Origin of the sequence: Micromonospora sp. NBC_01740 (assembly GCF_035920365.1) — a bacterium.
GTDB lineage: Bacteria > Actinomycetota > Actinomycetes > Mycobacteriales > Micromonosporaceae > Micromonospora > Micromonospora reichwaldensis.
The window spans coordinates 4,884,134-4,903,373 of record NZ_CP109150.1 but is presented as its reverse complement, the minus strand read 5'-3'; the positions used below and the strand labels follow the sequence as shown (position 1 = coordinate 4,903,373).

Below are 19,240 nucleotides of genomic sequence, written 5' to 3'. Positions count from 1 at the left end.
GGAGTCACCCCATGTCACGGCCTCCGAGGACCGGGGCGCGTCGCGTCCTGGCCGCCCTGCTCACCCTGGCGGTGGGCGTCCTGACCGGCGCGGTGGCGACATCGTCCCCCGCGCTCGCCGCGCCGAACTTCAAGGCCCCGTTCCCGTGCGGGCAGCGGTGGACCTACGACCACCACAGCGCCGAGGTCCGGCAGGCCCTGGACTTCGTGCGGGCCGACGGAGGTGCCACCGCGGGCACGCCGCAGGTCGCCTCCGCGGCGGGCGTCGCCCGGCGGTACTCGCAGCCCAGCGGCGCCGGCAACTACATCGTCATCGACCACGGCGGCGGTTGGACCACCTACTACTTCCACCTCAGCACCTACTCCGTGCCGGACGGGGCGTACGTGCAGCAGGGCCAGCAGATCGGCACCACGGGCAGCACCGGCAACTCGTCGGGGCCGCACATCCACTACGAACAGCTCTACAACGGCGTGGGGCAGACGATCGTGATCAACGGAACATCGCTGGCGCCCTACCCCGGCCAGTACCACCAGAAGTACCTGGTCAGCGACAACTGCGGTACGTCGCCGACGGGTGGCCGGTATCTGGCGGGTTCGCCCACCGACTTCACCGGCGACGGACGCGACGACATCGTCACCTTCACCCAGGGCACCCTCAACGACGTCTACGTCTCCACCTCCACCGGCACCAACTTCGCCGGCACCTCCAACAAATGGAACGACTTCTTCGGCCTCAACGGCGAAACCCTGCTCACCGGAGACTTCAACGGCGACAACCGCGACGACATCGTCGCCTTCACCCACGGCACCCTCGCCGACGTCCACGTCTCACTCTCCACCGGCACCACCTTCAGCCCCAGCACCAAATGGCACGACTGGTTCGCCCCCCACAACGAAGTCGCCGCAGTCGGCGACGTCAACGGCGACGGCAAAGACGACATCATCACCTTCACCCACGACACCAACGCCGACGTCTACGTCGCCCTCTCCACCGGCACCTCATTCACCGGCACCGCCATCAAATGGCACGAATACTTCTCCATCCCCGGCGAACACCCCGCCATCGGCGACGTCAACGGCGACGGCAAAGACGACATCATCACCTTCACCCAAGGCCCCAACACCGCCTCCGACGTCATCGTCGCCCTCTCCACCGGCACCACCTTCGGCCCACCCCAAAAATGGCACGACCTCTTCGCCGTCGGCACCGAACAACCCCGCGTCGGCGACATCAACGGCGACGGACGCGACGACATCGTCACCTTCACCTGCAACACCAACGCCGACGTCTACGCCGCCACCTCCACCGGCACCACCTTCACCGGCACCACCGTCAAATGGCACGACTTCTTCTGCCTCACCGGCGAATTCCCCTACCTCGCCGACGTCAACGGCGACAACAAAGACGACATCATCGTCTTCACCAAAGGCACCACCAACGACGTCTACGTAGGACTCTCCACCGGCACCACCTTCAACCCCAGCACCAAATGGCACGACTTCTTCGGCCTCAACGGCGAAACCACCCTGTGAGGGTGGCTCGAATTCCTACGTAGCGGGTCCGGGGCAGGAGGCGCCGAGTCTCGGACGACCGTGAATCGGCGGTGGTGCGCGGACTGAACGAGGCGAGGGCCTCCCGAGACGATGTCACCTCGGGAGGCCCCGCGCTGCGGATCAGATGCCGCACGAGACCCTGGCACCCCCACCGGAGAGCAGATCGCTTCGGGACCAGCCCGACACGCCGGTCGCGCGGTTGTGCAGGTAGGTCCAGCGGGCGCCGTCGTGCCCGGTCCGCCAGCAGCGGAACGTCGCGGTCTGGCCGGGCTGACCCTGGCCGCGCGAGGTGCAGTCGGAGCCGGGCCCGGTGCGGATGTTGATGCCGGTCCCGGCGAACGTGCCGTTGACCTGCGGCTCGAAGCTGGCGATCCCCTGCGGGCAGGACGCTTGGGCCGGAGCGGCCACCGCCAGCACGGCGGCGCTGCCCAGCATGACGGCGGCGATCGAGATGCGTACGAGTCTCATGCGGATCTCCCTTGACGACGTGACGGAACTGTCAGCTCCGCCGGTGGATGCGGGATCAGAAGTGGGGATCGAGACCGCTACCCCAGGTGTACGAACCGGTGGCGGACAGTTGGAAGTCACATTGGATGTGGTACGACCAGCCGCCGTCCTCCTCCGTGAGATAGCTGTGGTGCCGGTAGGTTCCGACGCTGGGAACGCCGGGCCAGAGCTGGTCCGTCCAGGTGTACGTGCCGGGCAGGATGCGGCCGGTGTAGGTCTGGCACGGTGCCGATGTGGGGAACGTCCACCAGCCGTAGGTGCCGTCCCGCAACGTGATCTCGCGGCTGACCGATGCGATCGGCATCCCGCTGTTCGGCCTGGCTTCCAGGCGTTGGTTCTTCTGGTTGTAGGCCACGTCGGCGGCCTGCGCCGTGCCGGACACGACCGGCAGCATGGCGAGGGCCAGGACCACGGCGGTGACCCGGCAAAGTTTCCTTGCCCACAAGCGCATGATTTCCCTTCTCAGTGCTGTCGCTTCGGATGAGCCGACTACCTGAGACGAGACTGCCCGCCGCATCCACTCATGTCGCTGTGGCTGGGCGCACAGGTGTTTAGTCTCCGTGCACGGTGCGGAACCGCTGGCGGAACTCGGTGGGCGATCGGCCGTAACGGGCGCGGAACGCCTGACTGAAGTGCGCGGCGCTGGTGAAACCCCACCGGGCGGCGATCGCGTTGATCGTACGGGCGGCGAGCCGGGGTTCGGCGAGGTCGCGTCGGCACCGTTCGAGGCGCTGTTCGCGGATCCAGCCGGCGACGGTGTGCTCCTCCCGCTGGAACAGCTTGTGCAGGTAGCGCACGGAGATGTGGTGCGCTGCGGCGATCATGTCCGGGGTCAGGTCCGGGTCGCCGAGATGGTCCTGGATGAAGGCGCGGATGCGGGCGGTCAGCGCCCGCCGGCACGTGTCCGCGGGGACGATCCTCCGGGTGTCCAGCGCGTCGGCCAACGCCGCGATCAGCACGTCGAGCGTCAGGGTGGCCAGCCGCGCGGTCTCGGCCGGGGTCAGCTCGTCCATCTGGTCGGCGAGCTGTAGCAGGAAACGCGACGACAGCGCGCCGACGCCACGGGCGCCGGGAATGCGGACGGCGCTCAGTTCACGCAGTTCCCGGGGAGGAAACGGCAGCAGCGCCCGTGGGAAACGCAGGAGCAGCATCCGGCTCGTCGAATCGTCCGGCCGGAGTTCGGCCACGTACGGACGCGAGGTGTCGTAGAGCACGAGATCTCCGGCGCCGAAATCGGCGCGTCTGCCGTCCTGCGTCAGCGTGCCGCTGCCACTGACCATGCAGCTCACCTTGAACACTTCCGGGTCGGCCTGCCGGATCAGCCGGGGCGTGCGGCGCACCGAGTGCGCCATCGTCGTCATCAGGGTCGCCTGCACCGGGCCGAACTCACTGATGCCGACCCGCGCCTCGAAGCCGGTCTCCGCCTGCCGTTGCCGGGCCAGCTCGTACGGCACCCAGAGCTTCGCGCTGACCTCGCGCCAGAAGGCGAACCGGTCACCCGGCGAGACGTCGGCAGTGCTGACAACGTCCATCGACCAACCATAGTGACCGACACGGCCGAGCCCATCCGATGAACCGCCCAGCGGCCACCCCGTACTCGCCGAAGGAACCCCGGCCGGACGCGCAGCCCCGCCCCGGACGCGGGCGGTCGGGGCGGCGGACGGCGCGGTCAGCGGGCCCGTCGGTTGGCGCGCAGCGCGCCCAGGAGCACGCCGGGGGTGGCCAGCGAGTTCGGGTGCGCAAGCATGGAGACGACCTCGTTGAAGCGCCGGGCGGTCGGCACGTCGGTGACGGTCGCCGTGACGATCTGCCTGCTGGCCCAACTGGAGAGCCGGTAGCCGCGCGGGTAGGGCCCGTCGACGTGCGGCAGCGCCAGGTCGGCGGAGGTCGACATCGACCAGGCGACGTCGACCACGACCTTCTGCAGGGCGAAGAACCGGCGCGCGGGCGCGCCCAGGTCCGGGCCCGACCGCAGGTACGCCGACAGGCAGGCCGCGTGCAGGGCCGCCGCCGTCATCCCCTGCCCGTACACCGGATTGAACGACGCGACCGCGTCGCCGACGCTGACGAGCCCGGCCGGCAGGCGCCTCAGCCCGTGGAAGTCGCGTCGCCGGCTGTCGGCGTGGCGGTAGGTCTGCACCTCGCCGAGCATCTCGTTCGCGGCGACCTCGCCGAACTCCGGCGGGAACTGCTCCCGCAGCCGGCGGACGAAGTCGTCCGCCGTGCGCCCTGGGCGGTTGGCGCCGTAGCCGGCCATCATGGCCATCCACCGGCCGTCCTCCACGGCGAAGAACGCGGCGCCGGCCACGTCCGACGACATCCTCGCGGTGTGCAGTGCCAGGACGACCGTGGCCTCCGGTTCCGCCTCCGGACGCCGGAACAGCGCGGTCGCGTAGTTGAGGTCCACGGTCATCCGCCGCAGCGCGGGCCGGTCCCAGCCGGCCTGCTCCAACCACTCGGAGAGCCTGCTCGAACGTCCCATCGCGTCCACCACGAGGTCACCCGACTCGACGCCCGTCGCCCCGCCGGTCTCGCAGTGGACGCCGGTGACCACGCCGCCGTCGCACACCAGACCCGTGGCGCGGGCGGTGACCGTCTTGACGTTGGGCAGCCGCAGCACCTGCTCGCGGATCAGCCCCTCCAGGAGGGGCCGGGTACCCGCCAGGCTGTCGGCGTCGTCGGGTACGACGACCTTCAGCCGGCCGTCGAGGTAGTTCCGCCTGGCCGCCGGTGGCGCCTCGATCGCCCCCTGGGCCACGGCCCGTTCGCGGAATCCCGGAAACAGGCGTTCGAGCTGGAGGAAGCCGCCGGGCAGCAGCGCGTGCAGCTGCGATCCCTGTGGCACGCCCGGCCGACCGCCGGTCACGTGTGGATCGTCGCGGTCGACGATGACGACGCTCTCCGCGTAGTCGGACAACACGCGGGCCGCCAGCAACCCGGCGACGCTGCCGCCGACCACGACGGCCCTGCCGATGACCGGCGACGGCTGGTCGGGTGGCCGCACCGCGTTCAGCGCGGCGAGGACCCGGGCCGGGGACAAGGACATCGTGCTCTCCAAGGGGTACGAGGTGGGGGCCTTCCCGCATGCCTGCCAGAGATCGGTGTGTGGGTGGACCGGCGGGGCGGACCGGACGGCACGACGTCCGACGATCGTCGCACAGACATCGGCCACCTTCGAGCAGGTTCGCGGGGTGTCCGGGCGGGTCAGCCGCCCGTCCGCGCCAGGATCTCCGCAGCCGCCCGCTCGCCGGCCTCGATCGCCCCGTCCAGGTAACCCGCCCACCGGGTGGCGGTCTCCGTGCCGGCCCAGTGCACCCGTCCCACCGGCTGGCGCAGCTCCGGGCCGTAGCCGCACCAGGAGCCGGGGGTCGGCGCCCCGCAGAAGCAACCGCGCGTCCACTCGTCCGCCGACCAGTCGTACTCGACGAACTCCTCGGGCCGCCGGGCGGCCGGGCCGGCGACGGCGGCGAGGGCGTCGAGCAGGCGCGCCCTGCGGTCCCGCGGCGGCATCCGGCGCAGCGCGTTCGCCTCCGGGCCGTAGCTGAACGCGGTGAGCACCCCGCGCGGGGAGGCCGGGGTGCTGTTGTCCACCGTCTCGGTCACCGGCCCGGCGAGGCAGAACGCGACGCCGGAACGGCCGTCGGCGCGCCAGAACGGTTCCGGGTAGACCGCGTGCACCTTGATCGCCGAGCCCATCGGCATCCGCTGGGTGAGCGCGTCGCGCAGGGGCGGTAGCGGTGGGCCGTACCGGATGCGCCCGGCCAGCGTCGGCGGCACGGCGACCACCACCGCGTCCGCCTCGACGCGGTCGGTGTCGGTGTGCACGACCACCCCGGCGCGGTCCTGCGCGATGGCCCGCACGGGCGCGGACAGCCGCACCGCGTCCGGGCCGAGGGCGGCGGCCAGCGCCTCGGCCAGCACCGGCGGTCCGCCGACGATCCGGTCCTGCTGCGCGCCGCCGACCATCGCGAGCAGCGCCCGGCTGCCGCCGCCGGAGCGCAGGTAGAACGCCAGTTGGAGCACGGAGATCTCGTCCGGGCCGGCGGCCAGCAGCCCGCCCGCGAGCAGCCGCCCGAGGTACCGGGCGGTGGCCGGGTCCGGCGCGGCCGTGCGCAGCCAGCCGGCCAGCGTCGTACGGTCCCACTCGGTGGCCTCGGCCCCCGCCCACGGCGCGACCGGGTCGACCCGTTCGGCGTACGCGTCGAGCAGATCGAGGACCCGCGCGGCGGCCTCGGGGGCACCGGCGTGCCGGCCGTCGGGGAGGATCACCGGCGACGCGCCGTGCGCGGCGGACGGGAAGGTGGCGATCCCGTAGCGGGCGAGGAGCCCGTTGACCCGGTCCTGGGTGGGGCCGACCCACTGGGCGCCCAGGTCGAGCTGGGTGCCGTCGGCCAGCCACCGGGTGAGCACCCGCCCGCCCACCCGGTCGCGCGCCTCCAGCACCCGCGTCCGCACCCCGGCGCGGGCCAGCGCGAGCGCGGCGGCCAGCCCGGAGAAGCCGGCGCCGACCACGACGACCTCGGTACCCATGCGGCGGCATACCCGTTTACGCCGCCGCCATGACCGCGACGCCGGATCGCGGCAGCCGGCGGAGCGGCGTGCAGCCCCGGCGATCGGGCGGGTCGACCGCCGGCCGTCGCGATGCGCGTCGATCGTCGGCATCGAGACACGTGAGCGTGCGGGGCTGCGCGGTCGGCCCCGGACAGGCCATCCTTGTCCGGTGCGGTGTCGCCCGTCCTACGACGGTGGGTGCGGCGCGCGGACCGGAAGTCAGTGAAGGACACGAAGGAGGATGCCGTGCGCTACGTCGACGGCCCGGCGGTCGAGTGCGACCTGCACGTGGCAGCCGATCCCGCCCGGGTGTGGGAGCTGGTCACGGACATCGAGCTGCCCGCGCGGTTCAGTCCGGAGCTGCGCCGGGTGCGCTGGCTGAACGGCAGCCAAGGGCCGACGCTCGGCGCCCGGTTCGAGGGGCACAACCACCATCCGGCGCTGGGCGAGTGGCGCACCATCTCGCACGTCGTGCGGTTCGACGCGCCGCGGGTCTTCGGCTGGGTGGTGCTCGACCCGGACGACCGCTTCGGCGGCGGCCCCACCGACCTCGACCAACCGGGTGCCACCTGGCAGTACCGCCTCACCGCCGAGGACGGCGGGTGCCGGGTGTCCCACTCCGTGCGGATCGGCCCCGGCCGCACCGGGCTCAGCCTGGTCATCGACCGGGCCCCGGAGAACGAGGAGCAGGTCATCGCACGCCGGCTGGACGCCCTGCGGGACGCCATGACCGGCACGTTGCAGGGCATCCGGGACCTCGCCGAGCAGCCACGCTGACCACGGCGCCGGCGGGCTGGGCGGCGCCGGCGGGTGAGCCACTCAACCCCGACGGGCGTCGCCTGCCGGCTCCGGCGCGGAGGTGCCGAAACGTTCCGCGAACGCGCCGTACACGGGTGTGCCCGACAGGTTGTCGCGGATGGCGAACACCACCCGGTCGAACCGGTCCACCATCCGCAGCGCGTCGGCGAAGGCGTCCGCCACCGTGGCGGGGTCGTTGCGGAACACCCCGCACCCCCACGCGCCCAGCACGATCGTCCGATGCCCGTGCGCGGCGGCCACCTCGAGCACCCGCCGCGCACGCCGGCGCAGCACCGCCGGCACGTCGGGGGCGTGCGCGGGCTGGTTGCGCACGATCGCGCCGAGGTTCGGCGCCGCGGCGGTGAGGAAGGACGTCTGGTACGCCACATCGAGCAGCCCGCCCTTGTCGTCGCGGAACACCGGCACGCCCGGGGAGTAGATGATTCGGTCGCTGTACCGCAGGTCGCGTTGGCCGCGGTGGAACGCGTAGAAGTCGGGCGCGGCGAGCAGGCACGGGTAGAGCGCCGACGATCGTGCGACGCTCTCCTCCTGCGCCTTCGCCCCGCCGAGGAACCCGCCGCCCGGGTTCTTGGCCGACGCGAACACCAGACACGCCGCATCCGGACCGAGCCGGCGGGCCGCCTGCAACGTCGACTGGTACGTCACCTCGACGTCGCCGGCCCCGACCCGCGTGTCGCCGATCGTGAGCGTCCCGTCGGGAAGGTGGTGGCGGGTGCCGGCGACCGCGGCCCGCACCTGCGCACCGATGACGACCTCGTCGCCGGCGCCGTTGCGGTACCGGCCCGACTCGGCGATAGCCACCGTCTGTCGGGCGATCTCACGAAGGCGGCTGCTCACCGGCGCACCCGGCGCATCCGCCGGCAGGGGGCGTGCACAGCCAGCAGGCTAGGCCGCCACCCGTTCCGCCGACAACTGCTTTCCGAGCCCGCTCAGTGCGCTGCCACGACCACCCCGTCCGGCTCCAGGCCGGCGAGCCGGGACGGTCGCACGACGACGAACAGGACCGCCGTCGCGGCCAGCATGCCCCCCGCGACGACGACGGACATGGCGACCGCGCCGGTGCCCAGGACGCCCACCAGGGGTGCGGCCAGCGCCCCGACGCCGAACTGCACGGCGCCGAGCAGGGCGGAGGCCGTGCCGGCCGCCTCGCCGTGGCGGGACAGGGCCAGGGCCGGCGCGTTCGGCATCGCGAGGCCCGCCGCCGCGAGCACCACCCACAACGACACCAGCAGGGCCGGCAGCCCGCCGAACCCGGTCACGGCGAAGGCGAGCAGTGCCAGTCCGGCCACGCTCCCCGCGGCCAGGGCGACCACGAGGATCCGCTGCGGCGGGTGGCGGCGCAGCAGCCGTACGTTGAACTGGGTCGCCGCGATCAGCCCGACCGCGCCCGCCCCGAAGGCCAACCCGAACTGCTGCTCGTCCAGGCCGTACTGGTCCTGGAAGACGAACGACGACCCGGCGACGTACGCGAACAGGGCGGCCATGGCCAGCCCGGCGACCAGGACCAGGCCCACGAACGTGCGGTCGCGCAGCAGCGAGCCGTACACGCCGATGGTCGCGACCACGCCGCCGCGCCGGCGCCGCTCGGCGGGCAGCGTCTCGCGCAGGCCGAACGCGGCGACCACCACGAGCAGCACGCCGAAGGCGGCCAGCGCCACGAAGACGCCGCGCCAGTCCGTCCAGCGCAGCAGCCCGCCGCCGAGGGTCGGCGCGAGGATCGGCGCCGCCCCCATGACCAGCAGCAGCCGGGAGAGCAGCTTCGCGAAGGCCGCACCGTCGAACAGGTCGCGGACGACGGCCATCGCGACCACCGAGGCCGCGGCGACGCCGAGGCCCTGCACCACCCGCAACGCGCCGAGAACCGCGATGCTCGGCGCGACGACGCAGAGCAGCGACGCCACGACGTGCAGCGCGATGCCGGCGATCAGCGGCGCGCGCCGGCCGACGGCGTCGGACAGCGGGCCGATCAGCAACTGGCCGAGGGCGAGGCCCGCCAGCGTGCCGGTGAGGGTCAACTGGACCGCCGCCGACGTGGTCTGGAATTCGTCGACGATCGTGGGAAGCGCGGGCAGGTACATGTCGATGGTCAGCGGACCCACCGCGATCAGCGACCCGAGGACGAGGACGAGCCGCAGGCGTTGCCGGGGGCTCATCAGGTCACCGGGCGTCAGCGGGGCTGCCGGCCCCTGCGGGGCGTCGACGGCGGCCGTCATCGGCTCGCCGCCGGCCGGTCGGTGGGCAGCCGGGCTGGGAAGAGTGCAGGAGTCACATCTGGCTCCAAATCCGGATCCGGTGATCTCATTCCCGCCGGGCGGCGAGGTAACGGAGTTCACAGTCGGGCGGCGGCGGCCGAACGGCGATCGGAGCCGCTGCGCGCGGCCGGGTCCCGCCGGTCGGGCCCTCGCGCCAGCACCATGTTGTCACCCGTGGCAGCTAATCTGCGCGGGTGTGGGAAACGATGGTGCGGAGCGACCCCGATGGCTGACGCCGACGACGTCCGGCACCTGGCGCTGGCGCTGCCGCACGTGGTCGAGATCGACAGCGAGGGCTTCGACTTCCGGGTCGCCGACAAGGGGTTCGTCTGGTCCTACCCCGAGCGCAGACCCGGCACGTCGCGCCTGATCCGGACGGACGTCGCGGTGCTCTACGTCGGCGACGAGGCGGAGAAGCAGGCGTTGCTCCTCGGCGAGCCCGAGGTCTTCTTCACCACGCCCTCGTACGAGGGGCTGCCCCTGGTCATGTTGCGGCTGGCGCAGGTGGACGTCGACCGCCTGACGGAGCTCGTCACCGACGCGTGGCGGATGCGTGTCCCGGGCCCGCTACTCAGCGACGTCGACGGTGGCACCGGTCCCGGCTGAGGCTCCGTCGCGACACCGTTCGACACGAACCCGCCAGTAACATAAGCGCGCCCCGGGCGCATCACCCTCCCACGAAGTGGACGGCCGCAACACATGCCGGGAAACGATCACGGTTGTGTCAGGCGTTTTGGCTGGTCAACGCCGCAACATCGTCCGTTCGCCGAACGGATTCGGACCCCTGACCTTTTGATCCACAGGCACGAGGGTGGACACTGCCGAAGGTGCCGCCGCGTCGCGGCCCGCGCATCATTGGTCTAAAAGGAGGGCTCGATCGGTGTTCAGTCGTGTCGCCATCGTCAACCGTGGTGAGGCCGCCATGCGGCTCATCCACGCCGTACGGGACATCGCCGCGGAGACCGGGACACGGATCGAGACCGTCGCCCTGCACACCGACGTCGACCGTACGGCCACCTTCGTCCGCGAGGCGGACCTGTCCTACGACCTCGGTCCCGCGTCCGCGCGCCCGTACCTCGACCTGAAGGTGCTGGAGCGCGCGCTGGTGGAGAGCGGGGCCGACGCCGCGTGGGTCGGCTGGGGCTTCGTCGCCGAGGACCCGGCGTTCGCGGAGCTGTGCGAGAGGATCGGCGTCACCTTCGTCGGACCGAGCCCGGACGCCATGCGCAAGCTGGGCGACAAGATCGGCGCGAAGCTGATCGCCGAGGAGGTCGGCGTACCGGTCGCGCCGTGGAGCCGTGGCGCGGTCGAGACCCTGGACGCCGCCCTGGCGGCGGCGGCCGGGATCGGCTACCCGCTGATGCTCAAGGCGACCGCGGGCGGCGGCGGGCGCGGCATCCGCGTGATCACCAACGAGGCCGAGCTCGCCGACGCCTACGAGCGCACCAGCCAGGAGGCCGCGCGGGCGTTCGGCAGCGGCGTCGTGTTCCTGGAACGCCTGGTCACCGGCGCCCGGCACGTCGAGGTCCAGGTGATCGCCGACGGCCAGGGCACCGCGTGGGCGCTCGGTGTCCGCGACTGCTCGGTGCAGCGGCGCAACCAGAAGGTCATCGAGGAGTCGGCGTCGCCGGTGCTCGGTCCTGAGCAGACGGCCGAGCTCAAGACGTCGGCCGAGCGGCTCGCCGTCGCTGTCGGCTACCGCGGCGCGGCGACCGTCGAGTTCCTCTACCACCCCGGCGACCGGCTGTTCGCGTTCCTGGAGGTCAACACCCGCCTCCAGGTCGAGCACCCGATCACCGAGTCCACCACCGGCTTCGACCTGGTCAGGGCGCAGCTGCACGTGGCGTCGGGCGGGCGGCTCGAGGGCGAGCCGCCGGTGGAGCGCGGGCACGCCATCGAGGCCCGGCTGAACGCCGAGGACCCCGACCGCGACTTCGCGCCCTCCCCCGGCCGCATCGCGCGGCTGGACCTGCCCGCCGGGCCGGGCATCCGCGTGGACACCGGCGTCAGCGAGGGCGACACCATCCCCGCCGACTTCGACTCGATGATCGCGAAGATCATCGCGTACGGCCGCGACCGCGACGAGGCGCTCGGCAGGCTGCGCCGGGCGATGGCGCAGACCACGGTGATCATCGAGGGCGGCGCGACGAACAAGAGCTTCGTGCTCGACCTGCTCGACCAGCCCGAGGTGATCGACGCCAGCGCGGACACCGGCTGGATCGACCGCGTCCGGGGCGAGGGCAGGCTGGTCACGCACCGGCACTCCGCCGTCGCGCTGGCGGCCGCCGCCATCGAGGCGTACGAGGAGGAGGAGCGCGTCGAGCGGCAGCGGCTGCTGTCGACGGCGTTCGGCGGCCGCCCGCAGGTGCAACACGAGAGCGGCCGGCCGCTGGACCTCAAGCTGCGCGGCGTCGACTACCGCGTGCGCGTCGCGCGGGTCGGCGCACACCGGTTCCGCGTCGGCGTCGAAGCGGGCGGCACCGTACGCACCGCCGACGTCGAGCTGGACCGCTTCGACCGGCACACCGGGCAGGTCGTCGTCAACGGCACCCGCTACCGCCTGCTCATCGGCACGCACGGGCCGATCCACCTGGTCGAGGTGGACGGCGTGGCGCACCGGGTCACCCGCGACGAGGGCGGTGTCCTGCGTTCGCCCAGCCCCGCGCTGGTCGTCGCCACGCCGTTGAAGGTCGGCGCCGAGGTCGAGGCGGGCGCGCCGGTGCTGGTGCTGGAGAGCATGAAGATGGAGACGGTGCTGCGGGCGCCGTTCAAGGCGCGGCTGAAGGAATGCGTCGTCTCCGTGGGCACCCAGGTGGAGACCGGCGCGCCGCTGCTGCGGCTGGAGCCGCTCGCCGACGACGCCGAGGCCGGGGAGACCGCGGCGACCGAGTCCGTCGAGCTGGACCTGCCCGAAGCGCCCGCCAGGATCCCGGCGCGGGAGCGCGCCACGCGCGGCCAGGAGGACCTGCGCAGCCTGCTGCTCGGCTTCGACGTCGACCCGCACGACGAGCGCCGGCTGCTCGACGACTACCTCGCCGCGCGCCGGGCCGCCACCGAGGACGGTCACCGGCCGCTGGCCGAGGAACTCGGCCTCATCGACGTGTTCGCCGACCTCACCGAGCTCAGCCGCAACCGGCCGACGGGCGAGGACGGCGGCGGCGCCGGCCACGTGCCGAGCGCCCGCGAGTACTTCCACACCTACCTGCAGTACCTCGATGTGGACCGGGCCGGGCTGCCGGAGACGTTCCAGGCCAAGCTCGCCAAGGCGCTCGGGCACTACGGCGTCACCGAGCTGGAGCGCTGCCCCGAGCTCGAAGCCGCCGTGTTCCGGATCTTCCTCGCCCTGCAACGCGCGTCCGCCGACGCCACGGTCGTCGCGACGCTGCTGCGCGCCTGGCTGCGGGAGCCGCCGCCGGACGAGTCGCTGCGCGAGCCCGCCGGTCTCGCGCTGGAGCGGCTGGTGGCCGCGACGCAGGTCCGCTTCCCGGTGGTCTGCGACCTCGCGCGCGGCGTGGTGTTCGCCTGGTTCGCCCAGCCGCTGCTGCGCCGCAACCGCGCCCGCGTCTACGCCGACGTGCGCCGGCACCTGCGCCACCTCGACGCGCACCCGGACGCGCCGGACCGCGCCGAGCGCGTCGCCGAGATGGTGCGCTCCACCGAGCCGCTGGTGCGGCTGCTCGGCCAGCGGCTGGTCCGCGACGACGTGGACAACGCGGTCATGCTGGAGGTGCTGACCCGGCGCTACTACGGCAACAAGGACCTCAACCGCGTACGCACCAGCGAGGTCGAGGGCTGCACGTTCGTGGTCGCCGAGCGGACGGGCTCGTGCGTGGTCTCCGCCGCCGTGGGCTTCGACGCGCTGGGCAGCGCGCTGCGCGGCCTCGCTGAGCTGGCGAGCGGCCACGACGCCATCGACGTCGACATCTATCTGGCGTGGGAGAACCAGCCGGCGGACTTCGACGCGATGGCGGCGGCGCTGCACGAGGTCGTCAGCGCGCACCCGCTGCCGCACCAGGTCCGCAGGCTCACCACCACCGTCGCGGGTCGCAGCGGCGCGGTGATGCACCACCACTTCACGTTCCGCCCGTCGACCATCGGGATGATGGAGGAGCGGCTGATCCGCGGCCTGCACCCGTACATCGCGCAGCGGATGCAGATGGAGCGGCTGAGCAAGTTCGACCTCACCCGGCTGCCGTCGTCGGACGAAGAGGTCTACCTCTTCCAGTGCGTGGCGCGGGAGAACCCGTCGGACGACCGCCTCGTCGCGTTCGCGCAGGTGCGCGACCTGACCGAGCTGCGCGAGCACGACGGGCGGCTGGTGGCGCTGCCCACCGCCGAGGACGTCCTCGCCACGTGTCTCGACTCGATCCGTCGCGCGCAGTCGCGGCGGCCGTCGAGGAAGCGTTTCAGCACCAACCGGATCGTGGTCTACGTCTGGCCGCCGAGCGACCTCACGCGCGCGGAGCTGGAGATGATCGCCCGGCGGGTGCTGCCCACGACCGCGGGCGCCGGGCTGGAGGAGATCCTGTTCATCGCGCGGCAGCGCGACCGCCGGACCGGCGAGCTGACCAAGATCGCCGTACGCGTCTCGTTCGACGCCACGGGCGGCACCGCGCTGACCGTCGGCGAGCCGTCGGACGAGCCGGTCGAGCCGCTTGACGACTACCGGCAGAAGGTGCTGCGCGCGAGCAGCCGCAACGCGGTCTACCCGTACGAGCTGACCGCCCTGCTCGGCACCTTCGTCGAGCACGACCTCGACGACGACCACGCGCTGGTGCCGGTCGAGCGGCCGAAGGGGCGTAACAGCGCGGCGATCGTGGCGGGCGTGGTGACCACGCCGACCCGGCGGCACCCGCAGGGCGTCACCCGGGTCGTGCTGCTAGGCGACCCGACGAAGGCGCTCGGCGCGCTGTCGGAGCCGGAGTGCCGCCGCGTGATCGCCGCGCTGGACCTGGCCGAGCGGATGCAGGTGCCGCTGGAGTGGTACGCGCTGTCCGCAGGCGCCCGGATCTCCATGCAGTCGGGCACGGAGAACATGGACTGGGTGGCCGCGGCGCTCAAGCGGATCGTCGAGTTCACCCAGGACGGCGGCGAGATCAACATCGTGGTCGCGGGCATCACCGTCGGGGCGCAGCCGTACTGGAACGCCGAGGCGACGATGCTGATGCACACCAAGGGCATTCTGGTGATGACGCCGGACTCGGCGATGGTGCTCACCGGCAAGCAGTCGCTCGACTTCTCCGGCGGGGTCTCGGCCGAGGACAACTTCGGCATCGGCGGCTACGACCGGGTGATGGGCCCGAACGGGCAGGCGCAGTACTGGGCGCCGAACCTGGCCGCGGCGCGCGACGTGCTGATGGCGCACTACGAGCACACGTACGTCGCGCCCGGCGAGCAGGGGCCGCGGCGGGCGCGGACGACCGACCCGGTCGACCGCGACGTCTCCGCCTTCCCGCACGTCGTGGCGGGCAGCGACTTCACCACCGTCGGCGAGATCTTCTCCGCCGAGGCCAACCCGGACCGCAAGAAGCCGTTCGACATCCGGACGGTGATGCGGGCGCTCTCCGACCAGGACCACCCGGTCCTGGAACGGTGGGCGGGCATGGCCGACGCGGAGACCGTGGCGGTGCAGGACGTACACCTCGGTGGCATGCCGGTGTGCCTGATCGGCATCGAGTCACGGTCGGTGCCGCGGCGCGGCTTCCCGCCCACCGACGGCCCGGACACCTACACCGCGGGCACGTTGTTCCCGCGGTCGTCGAAGAAGGCCGCGCGGGCGATCAACGCGGCCAGCGGCAACCGGCCGCTGGTGGTGCTGGCGAACCTGTCGGGCTTCGACGGCTCGCCGGAGTCGATGCGCAATCTCCAGCTGGAGTACGGCGCCGAGATCGGCCGCGCGATCGTGAACTTCCGCGGGCCCATCGTGTTCTGCGTGATCTCGCGATACCACGGTGGCGCGTTCGTGGTGTTCTCGAAGGCGCTGAACCCGAACATGACCGTGCTCGCGCTGGAAGGCTCGTTCGCCTCGGTCCTCGGCGGCGCCCCCGCCGCCGCGGTGGTGTTCTCCGGCGACGTCAACGCCCGCACCGCGGCCGACCCGCGCGTGCGGGAGTTGGAGGCCCGCGTCGCGGCGGCCTCCGGCACCGACCGCGCGGCGCTGACCGCGGAGCTCGACGAGCTGCGCTCGACGGTGCGCGTGGAGAAGCTGGGCGAGGTGGCCGCCGAGTTCGACCGGGTGCACAACATCCGGCGCGCGGTCGAGGTCGGCTCCGTCGACGCCGTCATCCGCGCGGCGGAGCTGCGCCCGCGCATCATCGACGCCATCGAGGGCCGCCTGCGCTGACGCGGTGACGCGCCACGGCGAGGTCCTCGCCGTGGCGCGTCACGCCGTCCGTCCCTCCGGGCCCTGCCGACCGTCGACCGGCAGCGGATATCGAGAAAATATGGCCGACGACGTCAGCCTCACCGCGATGGACCGATCTCGCGGTGAGGCTGATGATCTTCATGATCGATCTTGATGTCGTGGACCGCCTGCTCGGAGCACCGCCGGACCTGCCCACCTGGCGGGTCGCCGACATGGCCAACCGCAAGGGGATCCTCGCCACCTGGCTCTCCTCCGCGGTGGCCCGGGGCGTCGAGCTCAACGAGGCGGAGGGCGCGTACCTGCGCCGGTGGGAGCAGCGCGTCGAGACCCTCCACGCGACCGGCGCCGAGCTGGCCGGCCGGTACGGGGCGACGGTCCTCAAGGGCCCGTGCATCGCCCGGCACTATCCCCGTGGGCTACTGCGGCAGTCGGGAGACGTCGACCTCTTCGCCCCCAACCAGGACGTCCTGTGGTCCTGCGTACGGGATCTGGTCGACCGTCGGGGGGCCGTACCTCAGGCGGTCAGCATCCTGGAGGGGCTCGACGAGCCGCACGTCGGCGTGGCGATGAAGTGGCCCGCGACCGAGCCGCACCTCGACAAGCCGATGGGCGCCGACGTCACCACGTTCACCTTCGCCGGCGACCTTCGTGGCGTCCCGGTGCGCGTCGCGCCGGTGGAACAGGACGACCTGTGCGGGCTCTTCGCCGTGGCCGAGGAGCGGTTCCAGCGCAAGTTCCGGATCAAGGACCTGCTGGACCTGCTGGTCCTGGCCGATGCCCTGGAGCAGCGGCTGGGCGACGACCTGACCGAGGTGATCTGCGAACACGCCGTGCGCCTGGCACTCGCACCCGAGCTGCGTCAGCTCGTCGTCCGTACGGATGAGTGGGTGAGCGTGTCCGAGCGCTGGCGGCGCACCGCCGACGCGCTCCGGCCGCTGGCGCGCCGGGAGAAGGACATGCGCCGCCCCGGCCGGCAGGGCGTACACCGGCTCAGTTTCGGATTTCCGCTCGACGAGCGGCCCGGCGCCGCCTCCCGTGTGGACGTCCACCGCAGGGCCGGCAGCAGCCTGGTGACGACGCCGGTCGGCACCTGCCTGCTGACAGAACGGCTGGTCGTGAACGAGGACGAGCTGACGGACGCCCTCGAACACGCCCGGTCTCTGACCACCACCAGTTGAGAGGAGGTGCACAGATGCGTCACATCATCCTGGGTTCGTTCCGCGTCAAGCCGCGGCCGTCCGCCGCCGCCAAGTAGCAGGTAGTTCCGGTGTGGTCCCCGGCCAGTGCAGGCCGGGGACCACAGCGTCGGATCCCCCACCGCGTGACGACCGGACGCACCGGCGGACGGGTCCCCCGTCAGCTCTACCGCAGGACGCCCTCGTGCAGCGCCCGCAGCACCGCGTTGGTGCGGTCCCGGGCGCCGAGCTTCAGCAGGATCGCCGACACGTGGTTCTTGACCGTGCCCTCCGCGAGGAAGAGCAGGCCGGCGACCTCCCGGTTGGTGTAGCCCTCGGCGACCAGCCGCAGCACGTCCAGCTCCCGCTCGGTGAGCTCCTGCGACGGCGGGGCGCTCACCCCGACCGGGGACGGCGCCGAGCGGATGGCGCGCAGGAGCCGATCGGTGATCGACACGGCGATGAGCGTTCCGCCCGCGGCGAGGGTCTCGACCGCCCGGGTCAGCTGCTCCAGCGTGACGTCCTTGAGCAGGTAGCCCCGCGCCCCGGCGCGCAGCGCGTCGAGGACGAGGGTGTCGTCGTCGAAGGTGGTGAGCACCAGCACCGGCACGTCCGCCCCGCGCTCGCGGAGCCGTCGGAGGACCCAGATGCCGTCCCGGCGCGGCATGCGCAGGTCGAGCAGGACGACGTCGGGCCGGGTCGCGTCGATCGCGGCCAGGGCGGCCTCGCCGTCGTCGGCCTCGCCGACCACCTCGATGCCCGCAATGTCGAGCAGGGTGCGGATGCCCTGCCGGACCAACGTCTGGTCGTCGACCACGACCACCCTGGTCATGTCGCCTCGGCCGCGCGGGCCGGCCGGATCGAGCATGCCGGTCACCGGGCCGGCATCCGGGCGGTCACCCGGAAGCCCGCGCTGCCGTCGTACGCGATCTCCCCGCCGAGTGCCGCGAACCGCTCCGCGAGGCCCCGCAGGCCGTTGCCGGGGACCACGCCCCGCGCGCCCTGCCCGTCGTCGACCGCCGTCAGTCGGATCGCCGCACCGTGGCGGACGATCGTGACTCGCAGCTCGCCCGCGCAGGCGTGCCGCAGGGTGTTGGTGATGATCTCCTGTACGGCCCGCACGAGCGCCGCGGTCTGTTCCTCGTTCGGCTCGACGTCCTCGCCCACCTCGACCGTCACGTCGAGCCCGGGGATGTCGCGGCCGACGTCGCGCAGCGCCTCGGCCAGGTCGGCGGCAGACCCGGCGCGCAGCGCGCTGACGGTGTCGCGCACGTCGGCGAGCACCTCCCTGGCCACCCGGCCGGCCCGTTCGACGTGCTCCCGCGCCGGGTCGCCCGCACGGTGCCGGGCCGCCTCCAGCTCCAGGGTGAGGACGGTGAGCTGGTGACCGAGCAGGTCGTGCAGCTCACGGGAGATGCGCAGGCGTTCCGCCGTGCGGGCGGACCCGGCCAGCAGCAGGCTGGCCGCCCGCAGCTCCACGTGTGCCCGGGCCAGCTCCCGGCGGTGCTGCTGCTCCCGGCGGACCGCGGTCACGCTGAACGTCGTGGCGATCTGGATCAGCCCGTAGAACACCCCGGACACGAGCGGCGCGACCGGGTCGTCGTGGACCCGGCCGACGGTCAGGGCGATCACGGCCGTGTTCAGCGCCACCACCAGCAGGTTGACCGGCAGCCGGAGGGTCTCCGGTCCGAGCGCGGCGATCACCACCAGCAGGATCGGCAGCATGCCGGCGCGGGGGGCCGTCGCGACCACGCCCCAGCCGGCGACCACCGCCGCGCCGTAGGCCGCCCACCTCGTCCGGGGTGCTCCCCACTCGGCCACGGCGCCGAGCGACGCGCCCAGGGTGACGACGAAGAGCCCCACCCACACCGGTGCCGGGATGTCCGGCTCGACCAGGCCGAGCATCACCGGCGACCCGACGCCCACGCACACGACGAGCATCACCAGGCCGGACCACTCATCGAGCCCGAGCCGCCGCATGCGGCAACCCTAGCCGCCGCGGCCGGCGAGCCACGGGTG

Annotated in this window: 14 protein-coding genes; 5 read left to right on the top strand and 9 right to left on the bottom strand. The window is 72.7% G+C overall.

Annotated features, from left to right (window positions below):
* Positions 1-11 precede the first annotated feature (11 nt).
* On the top strand, positions 12-1,532 hold the full coding sequence (locus OG989_RS21740) for a VCBS repeat domain-containing M23 family metallopeptidase (RefSeq protein WP_327028252.1): 1,521 nt from the start codon (positions 12-14) through the stop codon (positions 1,530-1,532).
* Between the two features lie 141 nt (positions 1,533-1,673).
* On the opposite strand, the gene OG989_RS21735 is transcribed toward OG989_RS21740, so the two are convergent.
* The 5 genes from OG989_RS21735 to OG989_RS21715 form a co-directional block, all read right to left on the bottom strand.
* The gene (locus OG989_RS21735) at positions 1,674-2,021 is read right to left on the bottom strand and encodes a hypothetical protein (RefSeq protein ID WP_327028251.1); all 348 of its coding nucleotides are present in this window, start codon (positions 2,019-2,021) and stop codon (positions 1,674-1,676) included.
* 55 nt (positions 2,022-2,076) lie between these two features.
* Entirely contained in the window at positions 2,077-2,511 is a 435-nt protein-coding gene (locus OG989_RS21730; RefSeq protein WP_151455688.1) for a hypothetical protein, read from the bottom strand.
* Between the two features lie 100 nt (positions 2,512-2,611).
* On the bottom strand, positions 2,612-3,592 hold the full coding sequence (locus tag OG989_RS21725; RefSeq protein ID WP_151455687.1) for a helix-turn-helix domain-containing protein: 981 nt from the start codon (positions 3,590-3,592) through the stop codon (positions 2,612-2,614).
* A gap of 137 nt (positions 3,593-3,729) precedes the next feature.
* Entirely contained in the window at positions 3,730-5,106 is a 1,377-nt protein-coding gene (locus OG989_RS21720) for an FAD-dependent oxidoreductase (protein WP_327028249.1), read from the bottom strand.
* A 158-nt stretch (positions 5,107-5,264) separates the two neighbouring features.
* Positions 5,265-6,590: a flavin monoamine oxidase family protein gene (locus OG989_RS21715; protein WP_327028248.1), complete on the bottom strand. Its 1,326-nt coding sequence runs from the start codon at positions 6,588-6,590 to the stop codon at positions 5,265-5,267.
* 267 nt (positions 6,591-6,857) lie between these two features.
* On the opposite strand from OG989_RS21715, the gene OG989_RS21710 reads away from it, so the two are divergent.
* On the top strand, positions 6,858-7,388 hold the full coding sequence (locus OG989_RS21710; protein WP_327028247.1) for an SRPBCC family protein: 531 nt from the start codon (positions 6,858-6,860) through the stop codon (positions 7,386-7,388).
* Positions 7,389-7,430: 42 nt separating this feature from the next.
* On the opposite strand, the gene OG989_RS21705 is transcribed toward OG989_RS21710, so the two are convergent.
* Together OG989_RS21705 and OG989_RS21700 are read right to left on the bottom strand one after the other, a co-directional pair.
* Positions 7,431-8,267 (bottom strand): TIGR02452 family protein, encoded by an 837-nt coding sequence (locus OG989_RS21705; protein WP_327028246.1) that lies wholly within the window; start codon positions 8,265-8,267, stop codon positions 7,431-7,433.
* A 92-nt stretch (positions 8,268-8,359) separates the two neighbouring features.
* Positions 8,360-9,583: a multidrug effflux MFS transporter gene (locus tag OG989_RS21700; RefSeq protein WP_327031219.1), complete on the bottom strand. Its 1,224-nt coding sequence runs from the start codon at positions 9,581-9,583 to the stop codon at positions 8,360-8,362.
* Between the two features lie 324 nt (positions 9,584-9,907).
* Between OG989_RS21700 and OG989_RS21695 the strand changes: the two genes are divergently transcribed.
* From OG989_RS21695 to OG989_RS21685, 3 genes are all read left to right on the top strand, one after another.
* The gene (locus tag OG989_RS21695) at positions 9,908-10,288 is read left to right on the top strand and encodes an MmcQ/YjbR family DNA-binding protein (protein ID WP_151454914.1); all 381 of its coding nucleotides are present in this window, start codon (positions 9,908-9,910) and stop codon (positions 10,286-10,288) included.
* A gap of 274 nt (positions 10,289-10,562) precedes the next feature.
* Positions 10,563-16,025 carry an ATP-binding protein gene (locus tag OG989_RS21690; RefSeq protein ID WP_327028245.1) on the top strand — a complete coding sequence of 1,821 codons (5,463 nt, stop codon included), beginning with the start codon at positions 10,563-10,565 and terminating at the stop codon, positions 16,023-16,025.
* A gap of 152 nt (positions 16,026-16,177) precedes the next feature.
* Positions 16,178-17,224, top strand: coding sequence for a hypothetical protein (locus OG989_RS21685; protein ID WP_327028244.1), 1,047 nt, complete (start codon positions 16,178-16,180; stop codon positions 17,222-17,224).
* 184 nt (positions 17,225-17,408) lie between these two features.
* Here the strand turns inward: OG989_RS21685 and OG989_RS21680 are convergent, their stop codons facing one another.
* Together OG989_RS21680 and OG989_RS21675 are read right to left on the bottom strand one after the other, a co-directional pair.
* Complete coding sequence (locus OG989_RS21680) at positions 17,409-18,053, bottom strand: response regulator (protein WP_151454911.1); 645 nt, start codon at positions 18,051-18,053, stop codon at positions 17,409-17,411.
* A 41-nt stretch (positions 18,054-18,094) separates the two neighbouring features.
* Positions 18,095-19,201 carry a sensor histidine kinase gene (locus tag OG989_RS21675; protein ID WP_327028243.1) on the bottom strand — a complete coding sequence of 369 codons (1,107 nt, stop codon included), beginning with the start codon at positions 19,199-19,201 and terminating at the stop codon, positions 18,095-18,097.
* Positions 19,202-19,240: the final 39 nt, after the last annotated feature.

Bases quoted from the DNA above. Each gene is read 5' to 3' on its own strand.
- OG989_RS21725 (WP_151455687.1), bottom strand. From the start codon at position 3,592: ATGGACGTTGTCAGCACTGCCGACGTCTCGCCGGGTGACCGGTTCGCC.
- OG989_RS21735 (WP_327028251.1), bottom strand. From the start codon at position 2,021: ATGAGACTCGTACGCATCTCGATCGCCGCCGTCATGCTGGGCAGCGCC.
- OG989_RS21675 (WP_327028243.1), bottom strand. From the start codon at position 19,201: ATGCGGCGGCTCGGGCTCGATGAGTGGTCCGGCCTGGTGATGCTCGTC.
- OG989_RS21680 (WP_151454911.1), bottom strand. From the start codon at position 18,053: ATGACCAGGGTGGTCGTGGTCGACGACCAGACGTTGGTCCGGCAGGGC.
- OG989_RS21730 (WP_151455688.1), bottom strand. From the start codon at position 2,511: ATGCGCTTGTGGGCAAGGAAACTTTGCCGGGTCACCGCCGTGGTCCTG.
- OG989_RS21685 (WP_327028244.1), top strand. From the start codon at position 16,178: ATGATCTTCATGATCGATCTTGATGTCGTGGACCGCCTGCTCGGAGCA.
- OG989_RS21695 (WP_151454914.1), top strand. From the start codon at position 9,908: ATGGCTGACGCCGACGACGTCCGGCACCTGGCGCTGGCGCTGCCGCAC.
- OG989_RS21740 (WP_327028252.1), top strand. From the start codon at position 12: ATGTCACGGCCTCCGAGGACCGGGGCGCGTCGCGTCCTGGCCGCCCTG.
- OG989_RS21715 (WP_327028248.1), bottom strand. From the start codon at position 6,590: ATGGGTACCGAGGTCGTCGTGGTCGGCGCCGGCTTCTCCGGGCTGGCC.
- OG989_RS21700 (WP_327031219.1), bottom strand. From the start codon at position 9,583: ATGAGCCCCCGGCAACGCCTGCGGCTCGTCCTCGTCCTCGGGTCGCTG.
- OG989_RS21720 (WP_327028249.1), bottom strand. From the start codon at position 5,106: ATGTCCTTGTCCCCGGCCCGGGTCCTCGCCGCGCTGAACGCGGTGCGG.